Origin of the sequence: Pseudomonas sp. NMI760_13 (assembly GCF_021283245.1) — a bacterium.
Lineage (GTDB): Bacteria > Pseudomonadota > Gammaproteobacteria > Pseudomonadales > Pseudomonadaceae > Aquipseudomonas > Aquipseudomonas peradeniyensis.
On the sequence record NZ_JAJSRC010000016.1, the window covers coordinates 50,833 to 67,458 of the forward strand.

Genomic DNA, 16,626 nt, shown 5'->3' on the forward strand with positions numbered 1-16,626 from the left:
CATGCTGGCCTATATCCTGCGGCGCCTGCTGCTGATCATCCCGACCCTGTTCGGCATCCTCATCATCAACTTCATCATCGTCCAGGCCGCCCCCGGCGGCCCGGTCGAGCAGATGATCGCCAAGCTCGAAGGCTTCGAAGGCGCCACCAGCCGCATCGCCGGCGGCGGCGCCGAGGTCTCGGTGGCCGGCTCCAACTACCGCGGCGCGCAAGGCCTGGACCCGGCGCTGATCGCCGAAATCGAGCGCATGTACGGCTTCGACAAGTCGGCGCCCGAGCGGCTGTGGATCATGGTCAAGAACTACGCCCAGCTGGACTTTGGCAACAGCTTCTTCCGCGACGCCAAGGTCATCGACCTGATCGCCGAGAAGATGCCCGTGTCCATTTCGCTGGGGCTATGGAGCACGCTGATCATGTACCTGGTGTCGATCCCCCTGGGGATCGCCAAGGCCGTGCGCCACGGCAGCCATTTCGACGTGTGGACCAGCTCGGCGATCATCGTCGGCTACGCCATCCCCGCGTTCCTGTTCGCCATCCTGCTGATCGTGCTGTTCGCCGGTGGCAGCTACTTCGACTGGTTCCCGCTGCGCGGGCTGACCTCCAACAACTTCGACGAGCTCTCCACCACCGGCAAGGTGCTCGACTACTTCTGGCACCTGGTGCTGCCGATCACCGCGCTGGTGATCGGCAACTTCGCCACCATGACCCTGCTGACCAAGAACAGCTTCCTCGACGAGATCAACAAGCAATACGTGGTCACCGCCAAGGCCAAGGGCCTGAGCCGCACCCGCGTGCTCTACGGCCATGTGTTCCGCAACGCCATGCTGCTGGTGATCGCCGGCTTCCCCTCGGCGTTCATCGGCATCTTCTTCACCGGCTCCTTGCTGATCGAGGTGATCTTCAGCCTCGACGGCCTGGGCCTGATGAGTTTCGAGGCGGCGATCAACCGCGACTACCCGGTGGTGTTCGGCACCTTGTTCATCTTCACCCTGCTTGGTCTGGTGGTGAAGCTGATCGGCGACCTCACCTACACCCTGGTCGATCCACGTATCGACTTCGCCAGCCGGGAGCACTGACATGGCCCTGTCCCCCCTCAATCGCCGGCGCTTCGAGCGCTTCAAGGCCAACCGCCGCGGCTGGTGGTCGCTGTGGATCTTCCTGGTGCTGTTCGTGCTGAGCCTGGGCGCGGAGTTCATCGCCAACGACAAGCCGATAGCCGTGCGCTACGACGGCGAATGGTACTTCCCCGCCTTCAAGCGCTACCCGGAGACGACCTTTGGCGGCGAGTTCCCGCTGGAGGCCAACTACAAGAGCCCGTACATCCGCGAGCTGATGGAGAAGAAGGACGCCTTCGTGCTGTGGGCGCCGATCCCCTACAGCTACCAGAGCATCAACTATGACCTGAAAGTACCGGCCCCCGCACCGCCCTCCACCGACAACCTGCTCGGCACCGACGACCAGGGCCGCGACGTGCTGGCCCGGGTGATCTACGGCTTTCGCATCTCGGTGCTGTTCGCCCTGACGCTGACCATCGCCAGCTCCATCATCGGCGTGATCGCCGGCGCCTTGCAGGGCTTCTACGGTGGCTGGGTGGACCTCGCCGGCCAGCGCTTTTTGGAGATCTGGTCCGGCCTGCCGGTGCTGTACCTGCTGATCATCCTCGCCAGCTTCGTGCAGCCCAACTTCTGGTGGTTGCTGGGCATCATGCTGCTGTTCTCGTGGATGAGCCTGGTGGACGTAGTTCGCGCCGAGTTCCTGCGCGGGCGCAACCTCGAATACGTACGCGCCGCCCGTGCCTTGGGGATGAGCAACGGCCCGATCATGTACCGCCACATCCTGCCTAACGCCATGATCTCGACCATGACCTTCATGCCGTTCATCCTCACCGGCGCCATCGGTACCCTCACCGCCCTGGACTTCCTCGGCTTCGGCCTGCCCGCCGGCTCGCCGTCGCTGGGCGAGCTGGTGGCCCAGGGCAAGTCCAACCTGCAAGCCCCCTGGCTGGGCATCAGCGCCTTCGCCGTGCTGGCGGTGATGCTGAGCCTGCTGGTATTCATCGGCGAATCCGCCCGCGACGCCTTCGACCCGAGGAAATGACATGAGCCAAGACACCCTGATCGAAGTCCGCGACCTGGCGGTGGAGTTCGTCACTGGCGAGCAGGTCAACCGCGTGGTCGACGGCATCAGCTTCGACATCCGCAAGGGCGAAACCCTGGCCCTGGTCGGCGAAAGCGGCTCGGGCAAGTCGGTGACCGCCCATTCGATTTTGCGCCTGCTGCCCTACCCGCTGGCCCGGCATCCCTCCGGCACCATCCATTACGAAGGCAAAGACCTGCTGCACCTGGGCGAGAAGCCCATGCAGCGGATTCGCGGCAACCGCATTGCGATGATCTTCCAGGAGCCGATGACCTCGCTGAACCCGCTGCACAGCATCGAGAAGCAGATCAACGAGATCCTGTTGCTGCACAAGGGACTCACCGGCAAGGCCGCCACCGCCCGCACACTTGAGCTGCTGGAACTGGTCGGCATTCCCGAGCCGCACAAGCGCCTGAAAGCCCTGCCCCATGAGCTGTCCGGTGGCCAGCGCCAGCGGGTGATGATCGCCATGGCCCTGGCCAACGAACCCGAACTGCTGATCGCTGACGAGCCCACCACGGCGCTCGACGTGACCGTGCAGTTGAAGATTCTCGACCTGCTCAAGGAGCTGCAGGCGCGCCTCGGCATGGCCCTGCTGCTGATCAGCCACGACCTCAACCTGGTTCGCCGCATCGCCCACCGCGTGTGCGTGATGCAGTGCGGCAAGATCGTCGAGCAGGCCGACTGCGCCACGCTGTTCAGCAAGCCGCAGCATCCGTATACACAGATGCTGATCAATGCCGAGCCCAGCGGCGCACCTGCCGCGAATGCCGAAGGGGCGCCGTTGCTGGAGGTGAAGGACCTGAAGGTGTGGTTCCCGATCAAAAAGGGGCTGCTGCGCCGGACCGTGGACCATGTGAAGGCGGTGGATGGGGTGAACTTCAGCCTGCCCCGGGGGCAGACGCTGGGGATCGTTGGCGAGAGTGGGTCGGGCAAGTCCACCTTGGGGTTGGCCATCTTGCGGTTGATTTCCAGCCAAGGCGGGATTCGCTTCCATGGACAGAATCTTGAAGGGCTGAATCAGAAGGAAGTGCGGCCGCTGCGGCGGGAGATGCAGGTGGTGTTTCAGGATCCCTTTGGCAGCCTGAGCCCGCGCATGTGCGTGGCGGATATCGTCGGCGAGGGTTTACGGATTCACAAGATCGGCACGCCGGCTGAGCAGGAAGCGGCGATTATTGCGGCGTTGGAGGAAGTGGGGCTGGATCCACGGACGCGGCATCGGTATCCCCATGAGTTTTCTGGGGGGCAACGGCAGCGGATTGCGATTGCTCGGGCGTTGGTGCTGAAGCCCGCGCTGATATTGCTGGATGAGCCGACCTCGGCGCTGGATCGGACGGTGCAGCGGCAGGTGGTTGAGCTTTTGCGGAATTTGCAGGTCAAGTACAACCTGACGTATCTGTTTATCAGTCATGACCTGGCGGTGGTCAAGGCGTTGAGTCATCAGTTGATGGTGATCAAGCATGGGCAGGTGGTGGAACAGGGGGATGCGGGGGCTATATTTCATGAGCCGCGGCATGGGTATACGAGGCAGTTGTTGGAAGCTGCGTTTTTGGGGACGACGTCGACCGCCTGAAGCATCGTAGCCAACTCAAATGTCATCGGACGCGCAACCGCTGTCCGCCTTGTTGGTATTACGCTGTATCGCGGTGGGTCGTCCAGAAAAATCAGATTAAAACCCTATGCTGTAGTCCATTTCCCAAACATACTTCTGCCGCCTTTTTTCCGTTGCGGTCTCCCTGGCGGGGCTCTAGTCTCGGCCTATCGTTGCACATCAACGATACAGCTTTGACAGGCTGTGACGGCAAATTGCACGCAGCTCAACCTTTATGGCAGCTGTACGTGCGGGCACGCTTGCGTGCGCCGGAACTTTGCAATTTCCGCCGGTCTGTCAACCCACGTACATCTGCCACCCTACTGTTTGACAGCAGGCAGGTGGCCGCACCACCAAAGGGAAGTTGCTATGTTAAAGATCGTCCCCGACCCACCCCACAACCACCACTCCCTCGAAGACACCATCATCCAGGCCACGGAGTACGCCCTGTGCGCGCAGACCGTGGCGCATCAGGCTGTTCTGCTGCATCCCAAGTCGCCCGTGTCGATTCTGGTCTTGGCCGCGATGCATGAAATGGAGGCGCTGCGGGTGCTGCTCGAATCGGCGTTGATTCAGGTGCAGATGCCGCAGGTGGAGCCTCGGACTTTGCACTAGGGCTTAAGTCATTTGTTGGCTGGGCTGACGCAATCGCGGGGCAAGCCCGCTCCCACGCTGTAATCCAAACACGCTGTGATCCATCGCTGCGATCCAAGCGCAGCACCCCACATGCGGCGTGATACATGTACCCGTGGGAGCGGGCTTGTCCCGCGATTGCGCAAGCCCAGGCACCGATCATTTCAGGGAGATTGAGCAATGAGCACAGACGACACCACGCCCCACACCACGGTGGGCAAGACCAAGTTCTATCAGGGTGAAGGGCATACCGACCCGCTGTTCTGTATCGAACCCGGCATCCCGTGCCAACACGCACGGGAACAGGCTTCGGAGTTGATGGGCTGCGTGTGCGACCTGACCATCACCGGGATCATGGAGGAGAAGCCTCAGCTGATCTGGGCATCGTATTACCTGAGCGCGCTGGCCAAGGCGCTGATGGATGATGCGGAGTTGGGGATGAAGCACTGACGCCACAGGCAAACGCGGACCCTGTAGGAGCGGCCTTGTGTCGCGAAAGGGCCGCAAAGCGGCCCCAGGTTCCTGATGTGTTGCGAAGATTGCTGGGGCTGCTACGCAGCCCTTTCCGACCGGTCCGACGCCTCGGCAAGGCCGCTCCTACACCGGCTAAGCTTTGGGCATAAATTCGGGATGTCTCCATGGAATGTCATATCCGCCGCGCTCAGCGCGAAGACGCAGAAGCCATCAGCCGCATCGTGATCACGGCATTGCGCGAATCCAACTCGCAGGATTACCCGGCAGAGGTGATCGCCCAGGTAGAACAGAACTTTTCACCTGCGGCGGTCAGTGCATTGCTCGATAGCCGAATGGTATTCGTAGCCGTCAACCAAAACGAATTGCTGGGGACGGCAAGCCTGGATGGCGAGGTTGTCAGGACAGTGTTCGTCGCTCCAATCCATCATCGGACAGGTGTCGGCAAACGGTTGATGGAGGCCGTTCATGCTGCAGCGATCAGGGCAGGTGTCATGGCACTGCGCGTTCCTTCATCCATCACCGCCCAAGGGTTCTACGCGCGGTTGGGGTATCGGAAGCTTCGTGATGAATTCCATGGCGTGGAGCGCACCATTGTCATGGAAAAGTCCACGCTGACCATGACGGAGGCGGCCCTCGCGATTAACGTTTCTTGCGAGCATCTGGCAAAGCTGCTGGATGAGGGAGCAATCCCCCATTCCAGCGCTGAAGGTGAACGGGCTATCACGTTCTCCGAGCTGATTGCCTACAAGGACAAGCGAGACGAAGCCAGTCGTGGAGCGATGGATGAATTGGCAACCCAAGCCCAAAACCTGAAAATGGGTTATGAGTGAGTCCGTTCACATGCGCTCGGCTAACCTTGCAGGGTGTTCATTCGAGCGTCGCAGTGTTTGGCACCGGCATTGCCGGTGATCGCGGGGCAAGCCCGCTCCCACGCTGCATTCCATTCTTCGCAACACATCAGAAACCGGGGGCCGCTTTGCGGCCCTTTCGCGACACAAGGCCGCTCCTACAGGTTGCGCGTAGGTTTGAATGGGTTGTCAGGGCAAAACGGCCTGCAGACGCTGGTCGATTGCCTGCCTCAACTCATGAACATACCGCTCGAAACATTCGATGGCCTGCTCCAGCGTCACTTCGGGACCTGACTCGCAAACCACCCAACAGGACCATAGTGAGAAGACCGATCTGGCGCGGCAGTAGCGCAGCGCGAGGATCGGCTCCTCTTCTTCGTCCATCGAGGCGTAGTAAAAATCCTGAGCCCCATGGGTGGCGACGGCTTTCAACCATTGCGTCACCACGTTCGCCAATTCGAGCAGCAAGCAGTACTCCACCTGCAAGAAAACCTGCCCTTGCACTTCAATGCTCAGGCGGCCCTCGGTAAAGGCCGCCGCGTTGTAGCCCGACATGTCGTCCGGCAATGTGAGCAATTCAAAGTCGATCTTCATCGGTGTTCGCCTGCCCTGAACGTCTATCAGCGCTTGCCCAGCATCGCCTGGCGCTCCCGCCAGATTTCCTGCACGAACGGATCAGTCACGCCATACAGGCCATGCCCCCGGCGAATGATCAGGTTCGCCGCCAGCAACTCATTGGCCACCGGCTGGATCTCCTCCACCCGCACTTCACGCCCCACGAACGTCGAATACTCCCCCGCCGCCTCGCTGGAAAACACACCCCGCGTCTCGCCATCCACGGAGGCGATCCGGGCGAAAATGGCCTGGGCCAGCACGCCCAGTTCCTCGACCTTCATCAGTTCCAGGTCGGCCGCCGCCGAACGCAGCGTGGCCGCGATCACCGGCAGCACCACATCCGCCCCAGAACCGAGGCTGGGCGAGTGAATCAACTGACGCAGGGCACGGATGAACTCTTCAGGCCGGCTGCCCAGTGTCTTGAACGCTTCGGTCGCCACCTCCAGCGAGGGCAGGTTGTCGAGGCCATCTGCGGCGAGCCGCTGGAGCCAGAACGCGACATAGCCCTCGTCCAGCACCGGATAAGCCACGTTGGTGGCGCCGGCAAACGCCTGGTTACGCCGGGCGGTCAGCTCGTTGACCATGGCCCGGTGCGAGCCGGTGCCGATGAACAGGAAATGCCCAGGCGTCGCGGGCCTTGGGTTGATGGCGTCACGTGCGGCCTTCAGGGCCAGCATCATCTGCTGCCCGTCTTCTGTGGTGATGGCATGCTGCACTTCGTCGACGATCAGCACGACTGTCGCCTTGGCCTGGTCCACCGCTTCGGTCAGCGCTTCGGCGAGTGTCACGCCGCCTGCCTCACCCAGGGTATCGAGGTTGAAACCGAACTTGAAACCGGCCAGCTCCACCTCGGCGCCACGCACGCGCTTGAGACGTTGCATGAACGACGAGGTCGGTGTCTGCAATTCGTGCAGGGCTTTGCGCACGGCAGCCAGCACCAGCTTCACCGGGCTTGTCTGGGTGTCGCTCCACAGGTCGACGTAGATCACCAGTGCGCCCTGTGCCTCCAGGGCCGGGATCAGATCGTTCTTGAGGAAGGTGGTCTTGCCCGTCCGGCGCAGGCCGGACAGGAACAACCCGGAACGCAGGCCGATATCCAGTGCAGAGGGCTTGAGCAGTTGCCTGGCCATATCGGCCGCCAGTTCCGGGCGCAGGAAAATGTCAGCCATGGGTTTATCCTAAATTATGAGTTACCAATAATTATTGGCCTGGAATAATTCCGTGTAAAGCTGCAGTGGCATACGCATCACCTCAAGACTCAACCTCCATAAGCCCCGGCGTGGACTTGCTGAACCCCGCCGTCAGCCACATCAGGTACAACCCGCCACACACCAGCCAAGCCACCCCGGCCAGTATCACCACCGTGCTCAGCAGCGACAGCAGATACAGGTTCACCCCAATCGCCAGCAGCGGAAACACCACGAACCCCACCCCGCTCAACCGCTGCTTGCGCCGCTCACGCAGGTAGTACGCAATCACGCAGACATTCACCGCCGCAAACGCCAGGAACGCGCCGAAGTTGATCAGCGAAGCGGCCGAGCTCACATCCGCGCCGATCCCGATCAACCCCAGCCCGGCAATCAGCAGCAGGTTGAACACCGGCGTGCGCGCTCTGCCCTGCAGCTTGGCGAAATAACGCGGCGGCAGCACGCCTTCGCGGCCCATGAAGTACAGCAAGCGGCTGGCGCTGACCTGCACCGCCAGGCACGAGGCGAAGCCGGCGACGATGCCGCCGAGGTTGACGAAGTCGGCGAAGAACTGCCCACCCACCTCGATCGACAGTGCGTAGGTCGCAGTCTCTGGGTCGGCGAACTGGCCGCCGGGGTGGCTCAGTTGCATCAGGTAGGCCACCGCCGTGAACAGCAGCCCGCCCACGCTGATCACCAGCAGCACCGCACGTGGGATGTCGCGCTTGGGCTGCTCGGCCTCCTCGGCCAGGGTGGTCACGGCGTCGAAACCGAGGAACGAATAGGCGGCGATGGCGGCGGCGGCGGTGAGGCCGGTCAAGGTGCTGTGCTCGTTCCAAACGGGGTGGGTGAAGCCGACCTGGGGCTGGCCGGCCACATAGCGCAGGCAGTAGCCAATGAACAACAGCACCAGGGCCACGCTCAGGACCGTAAGCACTTTGTTCAGGCGGTCGGTCAGGGTCATGCCGCTGACGGTCACCGCCGTGGTCAGGCCGATGTTGATCAGCAGCCAGCCCCAGGTGGGCACCTGCGGGAACTGGGCGTTGAGGAACACCGACTGCAACAGCCAGGCGACCATGGGCATGAACAGGTAGGCCAGCAGCACCGCCCAGCCGACCACGAAGCCGCAACCGGGGCCGAGCAGGCGCTTGGCGTAGTAGTAGGCCGAGCCGGACACCGGGAACAGGCGCGACAGCTTGGCGTAGCTCAGGGCCGACAGCAGCATGGCGCCAGTGGCCAGCAGGAAGGCGCTGGGGGCGATGCCGTCGCTGCGTTCGGAGATCACGCCGAAGATCACCATGGCCAGGCTCGGGCACATGTAGGCCAGGCCGAAGGCGGTCAGGGAGGTCAGGGAGAGTTTTGCGGGGGTGGCGTCAGGCATGGGTGGCCTCCTGGCGCGCAGGGGCAATGCCACGGGCCAGGCCGTGAGCGAAATGAGCCATGGGTCATCCTCTTGTGATTGTTCTAGGAAATTGCCAAGCCGGTCTGCAGCACGCTAAGCAGGTGCAGCAGGTGCAGGAAATACAGCGTGGGAGCGGGCTTGCCCCGCGATGCAGGCAATGTGGTGGATGGCACCGGCCTTGCCGGTGATCGCGGGGCAAGCCCGCTCCCACGCTACGACCGCGCAGCCCGCTACTACGCTACGACCGCGAACCCCGCTCCCACGCTGCGACCACGAAGTCCGCTCTCACGCGGCTTCCAGGTGGTCACGCGCAAGGAAGCTGCCAGCCCAGTATGCGGATCCCCGTGGGGATTCCTATAACGTCGAAGGATTAACCTGGGGGTAATGGCGCGGGGGAATCACGGCGCCGGTTGCAGGCTGGCGAGGTCTTCGCCGGCCAGGAACAGCAGCGAAAAAAGCTCGCTCTGGGAGTTCACGTCCAGCTTGCGGTACACGTTGCGTCGATGGACCTTCACCGTCTCGGCCGACAGCTTGAGCTTGATGGCCGTCTCCTTGTTCGAATGCCCCGACAGGATCAACCGCACCACGTCCAGCTCCCGCGCCGTGAGCACCGACTCAAGTTGCCGGCGCGCCTCGTCGCGCCCCTGGGCCAGGCCCAGCGCGGGCTTGGCCGGTGCGCGCTCGGGCACTTGTTCGAAGTGCAGGCGCTGGCGCAGCAGACCGATCAGCCAGGGGCGTACCAGCTCCAGCTGGGCGATGGCCTGGGCGTCGAAACGTGAGCGCCCGCCCAGCGACAGGCACAGTGTGCGCCCATCGCCCAGGGCCAGGTTGAACTGCACCTCGTCGGCGACCACGTTGTGGGTGAAGTACAGGCGGTAGTAGTCGGTCTGCTGGAACTGCTCCGGGGCCACGTCGGCCAGGCGCACCAGGCCGGTCAGCGGCCGCTCGCGGTTGCTGATGTAGAACGGGTCGAGCAGGTACAGGCCGTTGGCGTACACACTCACCAGCGGGTCGATGCCCTCGCGCTCGTAAGGGCTCTGGTCGAAGATCAGCGGCTTGTCGTGGCTGAACAGCAGCGCCACCCAGGTATCCACCTCGACGAAGTCGCCGAGCAGCATCGCCAGTGTGCGCCAGAAGCTCGGCCGGTCGAGGTGCTCGATGCATTGGCCCACACCCTGGTGCCACGAAAGATCCTGCAGGCTCAAGCTCATGCCCTACCCCCGGGTTAACCCGTCGAAGTGATTGTTTTGCCAGTGATTGTTTTCATACTTGCACCACCCTTCGCAAATGTCACTCGCCCGCGGAAGGGTCGGGCCCAGCGAGACGGATTGCCCATGAAGATCGAAGTGGTACAGACGACAACCCGCGACGGCGACACCGCCCACAACCTGCGCGGTATCCTCGAGGCCCTGGCCCAGTGCGCGCCGGACACCGATATCCTGCTGTTCCCCGAGTCGCACCTGACCGGTTTTCTCACTGAGGACGACGTCGGCATGCTGTCCGAAGCCGTCCACGGCGATGCCGTGCAGGCGGTGGTCGCGGCAGCGCGCCGGCACAATGTCGCGGTGGTGCTGGGGCTGTACGAGAACGACGGTGGCACCTTCTACAACACCACCCTGTTCATCGCCCCTGAAGGCATCCTGCTCACCTACCGCAAGACCCACCTGTGGTTGCCGGAGCACGGCATCGTCGTTCCGGGCAATCGCTTCGCCACCGTCGAATGGCGCGGCGTGCGCCTGGGTCTGTTGATCTGCTACGACAGCGAATTCCCCGAGACGGCGCGGGCACTGAAGGCCTTGGGCGCGCAGTTGATGCTGATCACCGATGGCCTGGCCGAACCGGAGGATCATGTGCACCGGGTGTCGGTGATGGCCAGGACGATGGAGAACCAGGTGTTCGCCGTGGTCGCCAACCGCGTGGGCGATGGGCCGGATGGCTGCGTGTTCGTGGGGGCGAGCCTGGCGGTGGACCCGTATGGCCGCACGCTGTTCGAGGCTGGGCGCGGCGAGTCGAGGCATAGCGTGACCCTGGACCTGTCGCTGATCGGCAAGGCCCGCGCCTTCCATGACTACAGCGCCAACCAGCGCATCCAGTTGCCGGGTGAGCGGATCGAGCATGCCAGTGGCGTATGGGAGCTGGTTATCGATTAAGGGAAAACACGACAGGGCAGGACGCAGAGGATTTCGGATAAAGCTGCCGTAGCCAGAATGAGGCTATCGGCAGCACAGGCACCCACTGACCCGCGGCTGATCAGGATCGTTTCCGAGAAACGTGACCATGACTTCCATTCCCGTTCGTGGGGCAGTGCTTTCACAGCACCATTCGGACTCCACCGACAACCAGCAACAGCTCTTGTCGTCGAACCTGTCCTCAGGATCCCAGGGAAACTTGACCTGAATCCGGGCAAGGCGCCGATCACACCGGCTCTCGTCATCCTCCACGGCAATGACCACGGCGGTCTGATTCTCCACCACCCGGGGCTTGGCATGAACCAGGGGCGGACGATAAAGCACGCCCCACGGCAGCACCGTCTGGCCATCGGCAAACACAAGCACATGGCCTTGGGCACTGTGCTGGAAGTGGAAGCGAATGCCCTCCTCTTCACACAAGCGCTGGACGAAGTGCAGATCCGTTTCGCCATACTGGGTGCAGTAGTCGCGCTCGGGGTAGCTCGCACTCAGCTCGAAGCGATAGGCGTCTCCCACGATCCCATGCTCTTCCAATACCAAGGCGACGATCCTGGGCACTGAGAACTGTTGAAAGATCCGCTGGTTGATGCGGTGACGCAGGTAGGACAAATGCGGCACCAGAGTCAACCTGTAACGCGCCGAACACGGGGCCTGCCCCATCGGCGCGATGTGGTAGATCCGCCCATGGATGCCATTGCCGTTCATGTCGAAGCTGAAGAAGGCCTCGAGGTCGAGGAAGCGTTCAAGGTCCAGGCTAGGCCGTTCGCTGGCCAGTTCCACGTTGAAGAAGAAAGGCCTGTTGGCCACCGCTTCCCCGGTGTAGCCGAGCACCTGGAAATCGTGCTCCACACCTTTGATCGTCAAGTTCAAGTATGTCTTATGGGCTGGGCTGAACATCCGCTGTTCTCCTCCGGCATAAGATGAAATCAGGTGCGCAAGACCATCGCCCGCTACTGCCAAACAGCCGGGTTCCACGAAACGATGGTATTCGCGGGGCGCTGAAGCAATCGGCCGCAGGCAACCCTGTTCAACGCGCTGCCCGATACACCCTTGCACCAGGCAGCTGGCGACACATCAGCTCAGGTCAAACGCCACTCTTCACCTTGGTCCAGACCCGTGTGCGGATCCGCTCCAGTTTCAACGGCAGCGGCTCGAGCGGGATCAACGTGGCAACCGTCTTCTTGTCGGGGTAGATCCACGGGTTGTCCCGCAGCGCCTGTTCGACGAACTGGGTGGCGTCCTTGTTGGCGTTGGGGTACAGGGTGTGGTTCGAGGTCTTGGCGATCACTTCCGGGCGCATCATGTAGTTGATGAACGCCATGCCGGCCTTGGGATGGGGCGCATCCTTGAGCAGCACCAGGTTTTCCGACCACACCAGCGCGCCTTCGCGCGGCAGGCTGTAGCCGATCCGCCGCCCGGTGTTGTTCTTCTCGTTGAGGGCCTGGGCGGCCAGGGCGCCGTTGGCCCAGCCGACCACCGCGCAGATATTGCCGTCGGCCATGTCGGTGTCGATGCGCGACGAGTCGAAATACAGCACGTACGGGCGGATCTTCATCAGCAGGTCTTGCGCCTTCTGGTAGTCCGCCGGGTTGCTGCTGTTGCTGGGCAGGCCCAGGTAGTTCAGGGCAATCGAGATGATCTCGCTGGGCGAGTCGAGCATCGCCACGCCGCAGGATTTGAGCTTGCTGATGTTCTCTTCCTTGAAGATCAGGTCCCAGCTGTCCACCGGCGCCTGGTCGCCCAACGCGGCCTTGACCTTGTCGATGTCGTAGCCGATGCCGGTGGTGCCCCACAGGTAGGGCACGGCGTAGCGGTTGCCGGGGTCGTTGACCGCCAGCTGGGCAAGGATATCGGGGTCGATATGCGAAAGATTACCCAGTTGCGCGCGGTCCAGCGGCTGCAGCACGCCCGCCGCGATCAGGCTGGGCAGCACGTTGGAAGTGGCCACCACCACGTCATACCCGGTGCGCCCGGCCATGACCTTGCTCTGCATGATGTCGGCGCTGTCGAACGCGTCCATGTGCACGCGGGTGCCGGTTTCCTGCTCGAACGCCTTCGGCGTCTCCGGTGCGAGCAGCCCGAACCAGTTGTACAGGTGCATCCCGGGCTCGGCGGCCAGCACCGAGGTACTGATCCCCGCACAGAGCAGCGAGGCCGAAAAAAGGGTTCGCAAACGTGACCGTCTCATGCAACATCCTTATCGAATCGATGTATCTTCACGGCCATCCTAGGCCCAGTGAGCGACTATACCGGGCAGGACCGGATAGTAAATACCTCGGAATACTTACCTCTGACCCGCGAATGCCTAACCCAAAAGGGGTAGATAATGCCGTTCGACCTGCAAAGCCTGGCCTGGCACCGATCGATCGGCAAGCTGATCATGCAGCTGGACCGTCCGGCGTTCTGGAGTTCGCTGGTTAGGGTGTTGAACGAGTACGTGCAGATCGACAACTGGGTGGTGCTGATCTTCGCCAACCAGCAAGTGGAAGTGGTGAGCTTGCCCGAGGTGGCGGATGCCGAAGAGGTCAACGCGTTCATCCATCGTTATGTGAAGGGGCTCTACCTGCTGGACCCGTTCTACATCGCCAATCGGGAAAACCCGCAGAGCGGGTTCTTCCACCTGCTGGATATCGCGCCGGAGTACTTTCTCGAAACCGAGTACTACCACCAGTACTTCGCGCACTACATCTCGGCCGATGAAGCACAATACAACGTTCAGCTCGACGCCGACCGCACGCTGTGCATCTCCATTGGCAGCAAGGCGCGCTTCAGCCAGGAGCAGATCACCATCCTCGACCTCATCAAGCCCTGGGTGACGGCCTTGATGCACCAGCGCATGGCCTTTGAAGTGGACGTCGAGAAGGACCTTGCCGAGGCACCGCCCTGGCAGGAAACACTGAGCCAGCTGGGCGCGCAGATCACCACCCGTGAAAGCGATGTGCTCAGGCTGCTGCTGAGCGGTTTCTCCAACAAAGAGATTGCCGGGAAACTTTCACTCTCGGCGGAAACGGTGAAAGTGCACCGCCGGAATATTTACGCCAAGTTGAACATCAAGTCACAGTCTGAATTGTTTGCTCGGTTCTTTGTGCCCAAGCCGGATGCATTCTGTACCCGTTGAAGTCAGGCTTTTTGACTGACGCTGCTCCCTGTCCATCCGGTGCTTTGCAGCAACAACAGGGCAAACACCGCGCAGCCCAGCAATGGCCATCCCAGAAACACCTTGAACCACAGCGACCCTGGAAACCAGCACATGATCGCCAGGTTCGCTACGACCCCGCAGCCCAGCCCCGCCCAGGCCGAGCCGATCCATTCCGGCGCCCGGGTGCTGCGCAGGAAATGCCGGTACAGCTTTAGCCCTGTGTTCACGCCGACAAGGCCTACGATCAACACAATGACCAACCCAATGCGATTCAGTTGATAGTCCCAAGGGTCATTGAACCCGTTATAGATCATCCCCGGGAGCAAGAACACGGCGAATGTGGTGCAGTATCCCGTTACCAAAAACACGGGCAGCACCACGACCAACCCCAATAGCCGAATGGCCAGTTTCCTGAGTACGGAAGGGGTATCGCTCATATCGACTGTCCTTGTCATTCGAGAACCAACGGCCCGCAGCCTCATGGCTCGGCGGCGCAAACTACCACAGCCGGGCTTCATGCACGAGCGCGTGCCAGTCCGGTGATGGGCTGCGTAGCAGCCCCAATGCCGCTTGCTGGATCCTGCACCGAATACAGGCTGTCGATGACCAGCGCCGCCAGCCCGATCAGGCACAGTACCCCGACGCCATAACTCACCGTCCGCCACGGCTGGATGCCCGCCAGGTAAGTCACCGTATGCGACACCCTCGCCACGGTGAATACCCCGCACAGCCAAGCCGTCATGACAACGGGCGCCTCCAGCACCACCGCCAGGCCGCCCAGCGCGAGGAACATCGGAATGTTCTCCAGATCGTTGCGCCAGGCCTGCATGGCCCGCGTGACCTGCGGCAGCTCCGCAGGGCAAGCCAAACGCTTGAACACCGCCGCATCCTCGCTGTTGGTGAAGGCCAGGAAGCGCAGGCGGAAGTAACCCTGGTAGCAGGAAATCGCCAGCATCTTGAAGAACAGCACCACTACGCAGCAGGCGTAGACCGCGAGAGCGCCGCTCATGCCCCGCGTCTCTGCGCAAAGCCCTTGACCACGATGTACAGCAGCGGCCCCAGGGAAACAAACACCGCTGTCAGCAACAGATAGGGCATGACGCCGAGCAACGATCCGCCTCGCTGGCGCTGGTCGCTGACCATCCACACACAGCCCAGCCCAGCCATCACATACAGGTCAATAACGACTTGAGCTGTATCCGGCCGGGATATCAGTTCAAGGCCAAAGGCGATAAGCGATTGATCAACAATCATAAGGGTCCAGCCGGTGTACAGGGTAAACAACACCAATACGGGCAGCGTGATCCATTCAGCTTTCATTGTCCGACTCCTTGGCAGGGACCTGTAGGAGCGGGCTTGCCCCGCGATGCAGGCGCCGCGGAGCCTGGCACCCGTGACGCGGGTGATCGCGGGGCAAGCCCGCTCCCACGCAGCCCCAGTCAAATCAAAGAATTATGTTTTGTTCCATGACCGCGATCCTGCTTTCACGGTAGTGATAGAGTCGTCCCCGCCTCAATGACCTCACAGGTCATGGACGCTTCAGCCAAGGACAGCCAGAGTCGATGCATGAGCCCTTCTCCGTTTCACGCCACGCAAACACCCGCCTTCAACGATGCCGGAGAGCACCTGCGCCGTCTGCGTCGTAAGGCCGGCCTCAGCCAGCTCGACCTGGCGCTGTTGGCGGGCCTGTCGCAACGCCACCTCAGCTGTGTGGAAACCGGTCGCGCCAAGGCCAGCCCAAGCACACTGCATGCCCTGCTCAGCGCGTTGGCAGTGCCGCTCGAACACTGCAACGAAGTGTTCCTCGCAGCAGGCTACGCGCCGCGCTATGCAGCCACGGCACCCGACGCTCCGGCCATGAAGATGGTGCTCGACGCGCTGGAGCACATCCTGCAGGCCAACAACCCCGCACCGGCCATCGTCATCGCCAGCAACTGGGACATCACTGCGGCCAATGCCAGTGCCGGGTTGCTGTTCACCATGGCCGGGGTACCGACGAGCAGCACCTCGGGCCTCAACCTGCTGGACACACTGCTACGCCCGGGCGGACTGGGGGATCATCTGGTCAATGCCGATGAGATACGGGCGATCGCCTGGCAGCGGGCGGCCAGGGAGGCGATGGGCAATCGTGACCTGGCGCGGCGGCTACAAGGCTTGCCCGTGCCTCCCGCCATAGCGCCGGACACGCCGCTGTCACCGGTGGTGCTGACGCGGGTACGGGCAGGCGAAGGTGAGCTGAGGTTTCTGTCCACCTTCACCTCCTTCGGCATGCCACAGGACATCACGGTGGCCTCGCTGCGCATCGAACACCTGGTGCCGGCCGACGGCACCACGTGGCGAACTATGACGGCGGCCTATGATCAATGGCTGGCTCGGCATCACCGACGATGAACCCGATGATGATCGAGCCGCA

16 protein-coding genes and 2 pseudogenes are annotated in these 16,626 nt (G+C 62.2%); 9 read left to right on the plus strand and 9 right to left on the minus strand.

Annotation, left to right across the window (positions count from 1 at the left end):
• Position 1 precedes the first annotated feature (1 nt).
• The 6 genes and pseudogenes from LU671_RS17220 to LU671_RS17245 all read left to right on the plus strand — a co-directional run.
• Entirely contained in the window at positions 2 to 1,075 is a 1,074-nt protein-coding gene (locus tag LU671_RS17220; protein WP_046854817.1) for a microcin C ABC transporter permease YejB, read from the plus strand.
• Position 1,076: 1 nt separating this feature from the next.
• Complete coding sequence (locus LU671_RS17225; RefSeq protein ID WP_232856343.1) at positions 1,077 to 2,096, plus strand: ABC transporter permease; 1,020 nt, start codon at positions 1,077 to 1,079, stop codon at positions 2,094 to 2,096.
• 1 nt (position 2,097) lies between these two features.
• A complete protein-coding gene (locus tag LU671_RS17230) occupies positions 2,098 to 3,708 on the plus strand; it encodes an ABC transporter ATP-binding protein (protein ID WP_232856344.1) in 1,611 nt (536 codons plus the stop codon).
• A gap of 387 nt (positions 3,709 to 4,095) precedes the next feature.
• Positions 4,096 to 4,341, plus strand: coding sequence for a hypothetical protein (locus tag LU671_RS17235; protein ID WP_102683700.1), 246 nt, complete (start codon positions 4,096 to 4,098; stop codon positions 4,339 to 4,341).
• 198 nt (positions 4,342 to 4,539) lie between these two features.
• The gene (locus LU671_RS17240) at positions 4,540 to 4,809 is read left to right on the plus strand and encodes a DUF3077 domain-containing protein (protein WP_062363628.1); all 270 of its coding nucleotides are present in this window, start codon (positions 4,540 to 4,542) and stop codon (positions 4,807 to 4,809) included.
• 188 nt (positions 4,810 to 4,997) lie between these two features.
• A pseudogene (locus LU671_RS17245) lies at positions 4,998 to 5,438 on the plus strand (GNAT family N-acetyltransferase); the annotation flags it as partial.
• A 432-nt stretch (positions 5,439 to 5,870) separates the two neighbouring features.
• Here LU671_RS17245 and LU671_RS17250 read toward each other — a convergent pair.
• The 4 genes from LU671_RS17250 to LU671_RS17265 form a co-directional block, all read right to left on the minus strand.
• Positions 5,871 to 6,275, minus strand: a complete 405-nt coding sequence (locus LU671_RS17250; RefSeq protein ID WP_232856345.1) for a DUF7878 domain-containing protein — start codon at positions 6,273 to 6,275, stop codon at positions 5,871 to 5,873.
• A gap of 26 nt (positions 6,276 to 6,301) precedes the next feature.
• Positions 6,302 to 7,465 (minus strand): AAA family ATPase, encoded by a 1,164-nt coding sequence (locus tag LU671_RS17255; RefSeq protein ID WP_232856346.1) that lies wholly within the window; start codon positions 7,463 to 7,465, stop codon positions 6,302 to 6,304.
• Positions 7,466 to 7,547: 82 nt separating this feature from the next.
• Entirely contained in the window at positions 7,548 to 8,864 is a 1,317-nt protein-coding gene (locus LU671_RS17260; RefSeq protein WP_232856347.1) for an APC family permease, read from the minus strand.
• 419 nt (positions 8,865 to 9,283) lie between these two features.
• On the minus strand, positions 9,284 to 10,096 hold the full coding sequence (locus LU671_RS17265) for a LuxR C-terminal-related transcriptional regulator (RefSeq protein ID WP_232856348.1): 813 nt from the start codon (positions 10,094 to 10,096) through the stop codon (positions 9,284 to 9,286).
• Positions 10,097 to 10,219: 123 nt separating this feature from the next.
• Between LU671_RS17265 and LU671_RS17270 the strand changes: the two genes are divergently transcribed.
• Positions 10,220 to 11,035 (plus strand): carbon-nitrogen hydrolase family protein, encoded by an 816-nt coding sequence (locus LU671_RS17270; RefSeq protein ID WP_232856349.1) that lies wholly within the window; start codon positions 10,220 to 10,222, stop codon positions 11,033 to 11,035.
• A 63-nt stretch (positions 11,036 to 11,098) separates the two neighbouring features.
• Here LU671_RS17270 and LU671_RS17275 read toward each other — a convergent pair whose 3' ends face one another.
• Positions 11,099 to 11,971: a contractile injection system protein, VgrG/Pvc8 family gene (locus LU671_RS17275; protein ID WP_232856350.1), complete on the minus strand. Its 873-nt coding sequence runs from the start codon at positions 11,969 to 11,971 to the stop codon at positions 11,099 to 11,101.
• A 187-nt stretch (positions 11,972 to 12,158) separates the two neighbouring features.
• Positions 12,159 to 13,262, minus strand: coding sequence for a polyamine ABC transporter substrate-binding protein (locus LU671_RS17280; protein WP_186733918.1), 1,104 nt, complete (start codon positions 13,260 to 13,262; stop codon positions 12,159 to 12,161).
• A gap of 138 nt (positions 13,263 to 13,400) precedes the next feature.
• Here LU671_RS17280 and LU671_RS17285 point away from each other — a divergent pair, with 138 nt between their 5' ends.
• The gene (locus LU671_RS17285; RefSeq protein ID WP_232856351.1) at positions 13,401 to 14,192 is read left to right on the plus strand and encodes a helix-turn-helix transcriptional regulator; all 792 of its coding nucleotides are present in this window, start codon (positions 13,401 to 13,403) and stop codon (positions 14,190 to 14,192) included.
• Positions 14,193 to 14,194: 2 nt separating this feature from the next.
• Here the strand turns inward: LU671_RS17285 and LU671_RS17290 are convergent, their stop codons facing one another.
• The 3 genes and pseudogenes from LU671_RS17290 to LU671_RS17300 all read right to left on the minus strand — a co-directional run bounded on the left by LU671_RS17290 (position 14,195) and on the right by LU671_RS17300 (position 15,533).
• Positions 14,195 to 14,650, minus strand: coding sequence for a hypothetical protein (locus LU671_RS17290; protein WP_232856352.1), 456 nt, complete (start codon positions 14,648 to 14,650; stop codon positions 14,195 to 14,197).
• A 167-nt stretch (positions 14,651 to 14,817) separates the two neighbouring features.
• A pseudogene (locus LU671_RS17295) lies at positions 14,818 to 15,222 on the minus strand (MAPEG family protein); the annotation flags it as partial.
• Entirely contained in the window at positions 15,219 to 15,533 is a 315-nt protein-coding gene (locus tag LU671_RS17300; RefSeq protein WP_232856353.1) for a DUF2834 domain-containing protein, read from the minus strand. The pseudogene LU671_RS17295 and the gene LU671_RS17300, both read right to left, overlap by 4 nt.
• A gap of 246 nt (positions 15,534 to 15,779) precedes the next feature.
• Here LU671_RS17300 and LU671_RS17305 point away from each other — a divergent pair, with 246 nt between their 5' ends.
• A complete protein-coding gene (locus LU671_RS17305) occupies positions 15,780 to 16,604 on the plus strand; it encodes a helix-turn-helix domain-containing protein (RefSeq protein WP_232856354.1) in 825 nt (274 codons plus the stop codon).
• Positions 16,605 to 16,626: the final 22 nt, after the last annotated feature.

Excerpts from the sequence above, each read along its gene's own strand:
- LU671_RS17285 (WP_232856351.1), top strand. The coding sequence starts at position 13,401 with ATGCCGTTCGACCTGCAAAGCCTGGCCTGGCACCGATCGATCGGCAAG.
- LU671_RS17265 (WP_232856348.1), bottom strand. The coding sequence starts at position 10,096 with ATGAGCTTGAGCCTGCAGGATCTTTCGTGGCACCAGGGTGTGGGCCAA.
- LU671_RS17220 (WP_046854817.1), top strand. The coding sequence starts at position 2 with ATGCTGGCCTATATCCTGCGGCGCCTGCTGCTGATCATCCCGACCCTG.
- LU671_RS17240 (WP_062363628.1), top strand. The coding sequence starts at position 4,540 with ATGAGCACAGACGACACCACGCCCCACACCACGGTGGGCAAGACCAAG.
- LU671_RS17255 (WP_232856346.1), bottom strand. The coding sequence starts at position 7,465 with ATGGCTGACATTTTCCTGCGCCCGGAACTGGCGGCCGATATGGCCAGG.
- LU671_RS17235 (WP_102683700.1), top strand. The coding sequence starts at position 4,096 with ATGTTAAAGATCGTCCCCGACCCACCCCACAACCACCACTCCCTCGAA.
- LU671_RS17270 (WP_232856349.1), top strand. The coding sequence starts at position 10,220 with ATGAAGATCGAAGTGGTACAGACGACAACCCGCGACGGCGACACCGCC.
- LU671_RS17250 (WP_232856345.1), bottom strand. The coding sequence starts at position 6,275 with ATGAAGATCGACTTTGAATTGCTCACATTGCCGGACGACATGTCGGGC.
- LU671_RS17260 (WP_232856347.1), bottom strand. The coding sequence starts at position 8,864 with ATGCCTGACGCCACCCCCGCAAAACTCTCCCTGACCTCCCTGACCGCC.
- LU671_RS17300 (WP_232856353.1), bottom strand. The coding sequence starts at position 15,533 with ATGAAAGCTGAATGGATCACGCTGCCCGTATTGGTGTTGTTTACCCTG.
- LU671_RS17280 (WP_186733918.1), bottom strand. The coding sequence starts at position 13,262 with ATGAGACGGTCACGTTTGCGAACCCTTTTTTCGGCCTCGCTGCTCTGT.
- LU671_RS17305 (WP_232856354.1), top strand. The coding sequence starts at position 15,780 with ATGAGCCCTTCTCCGTTTCACGCCACGCAAACACCCGCCTTCAACGAT.
- LU671_RS17290 (WP_232856352.1), bottom strand. The coding sequence starts at position 14,650 with ATGAGCGATACCCCTTCCGTACTCAGGAAACTGGCCATTCGGCTATTG.
- LU671_RS17230 (WP_232856344.1), top strand. The coding sequence starts at position 2,098 with ATGAGCCAAGACACCCTGATCGAAGTCCGCGACCTGGCGGTGGAGTTC.
- LU671_RS17275 (WP_232856350.1), bottom strand. The coding sequence starts at position 11,971 with ATGTTCAGCCCAGCCCATAAGACATACTTGAACTTGACGATCAAAGGT.
- LU671_RS17225 (WP_232856343.1), top strand. The coding sequence starts at position 1,077 with ATGGCCCTGTCCCCCCTCAATCGCCGGCGCTTCGAGCGCTTCAAGGCC.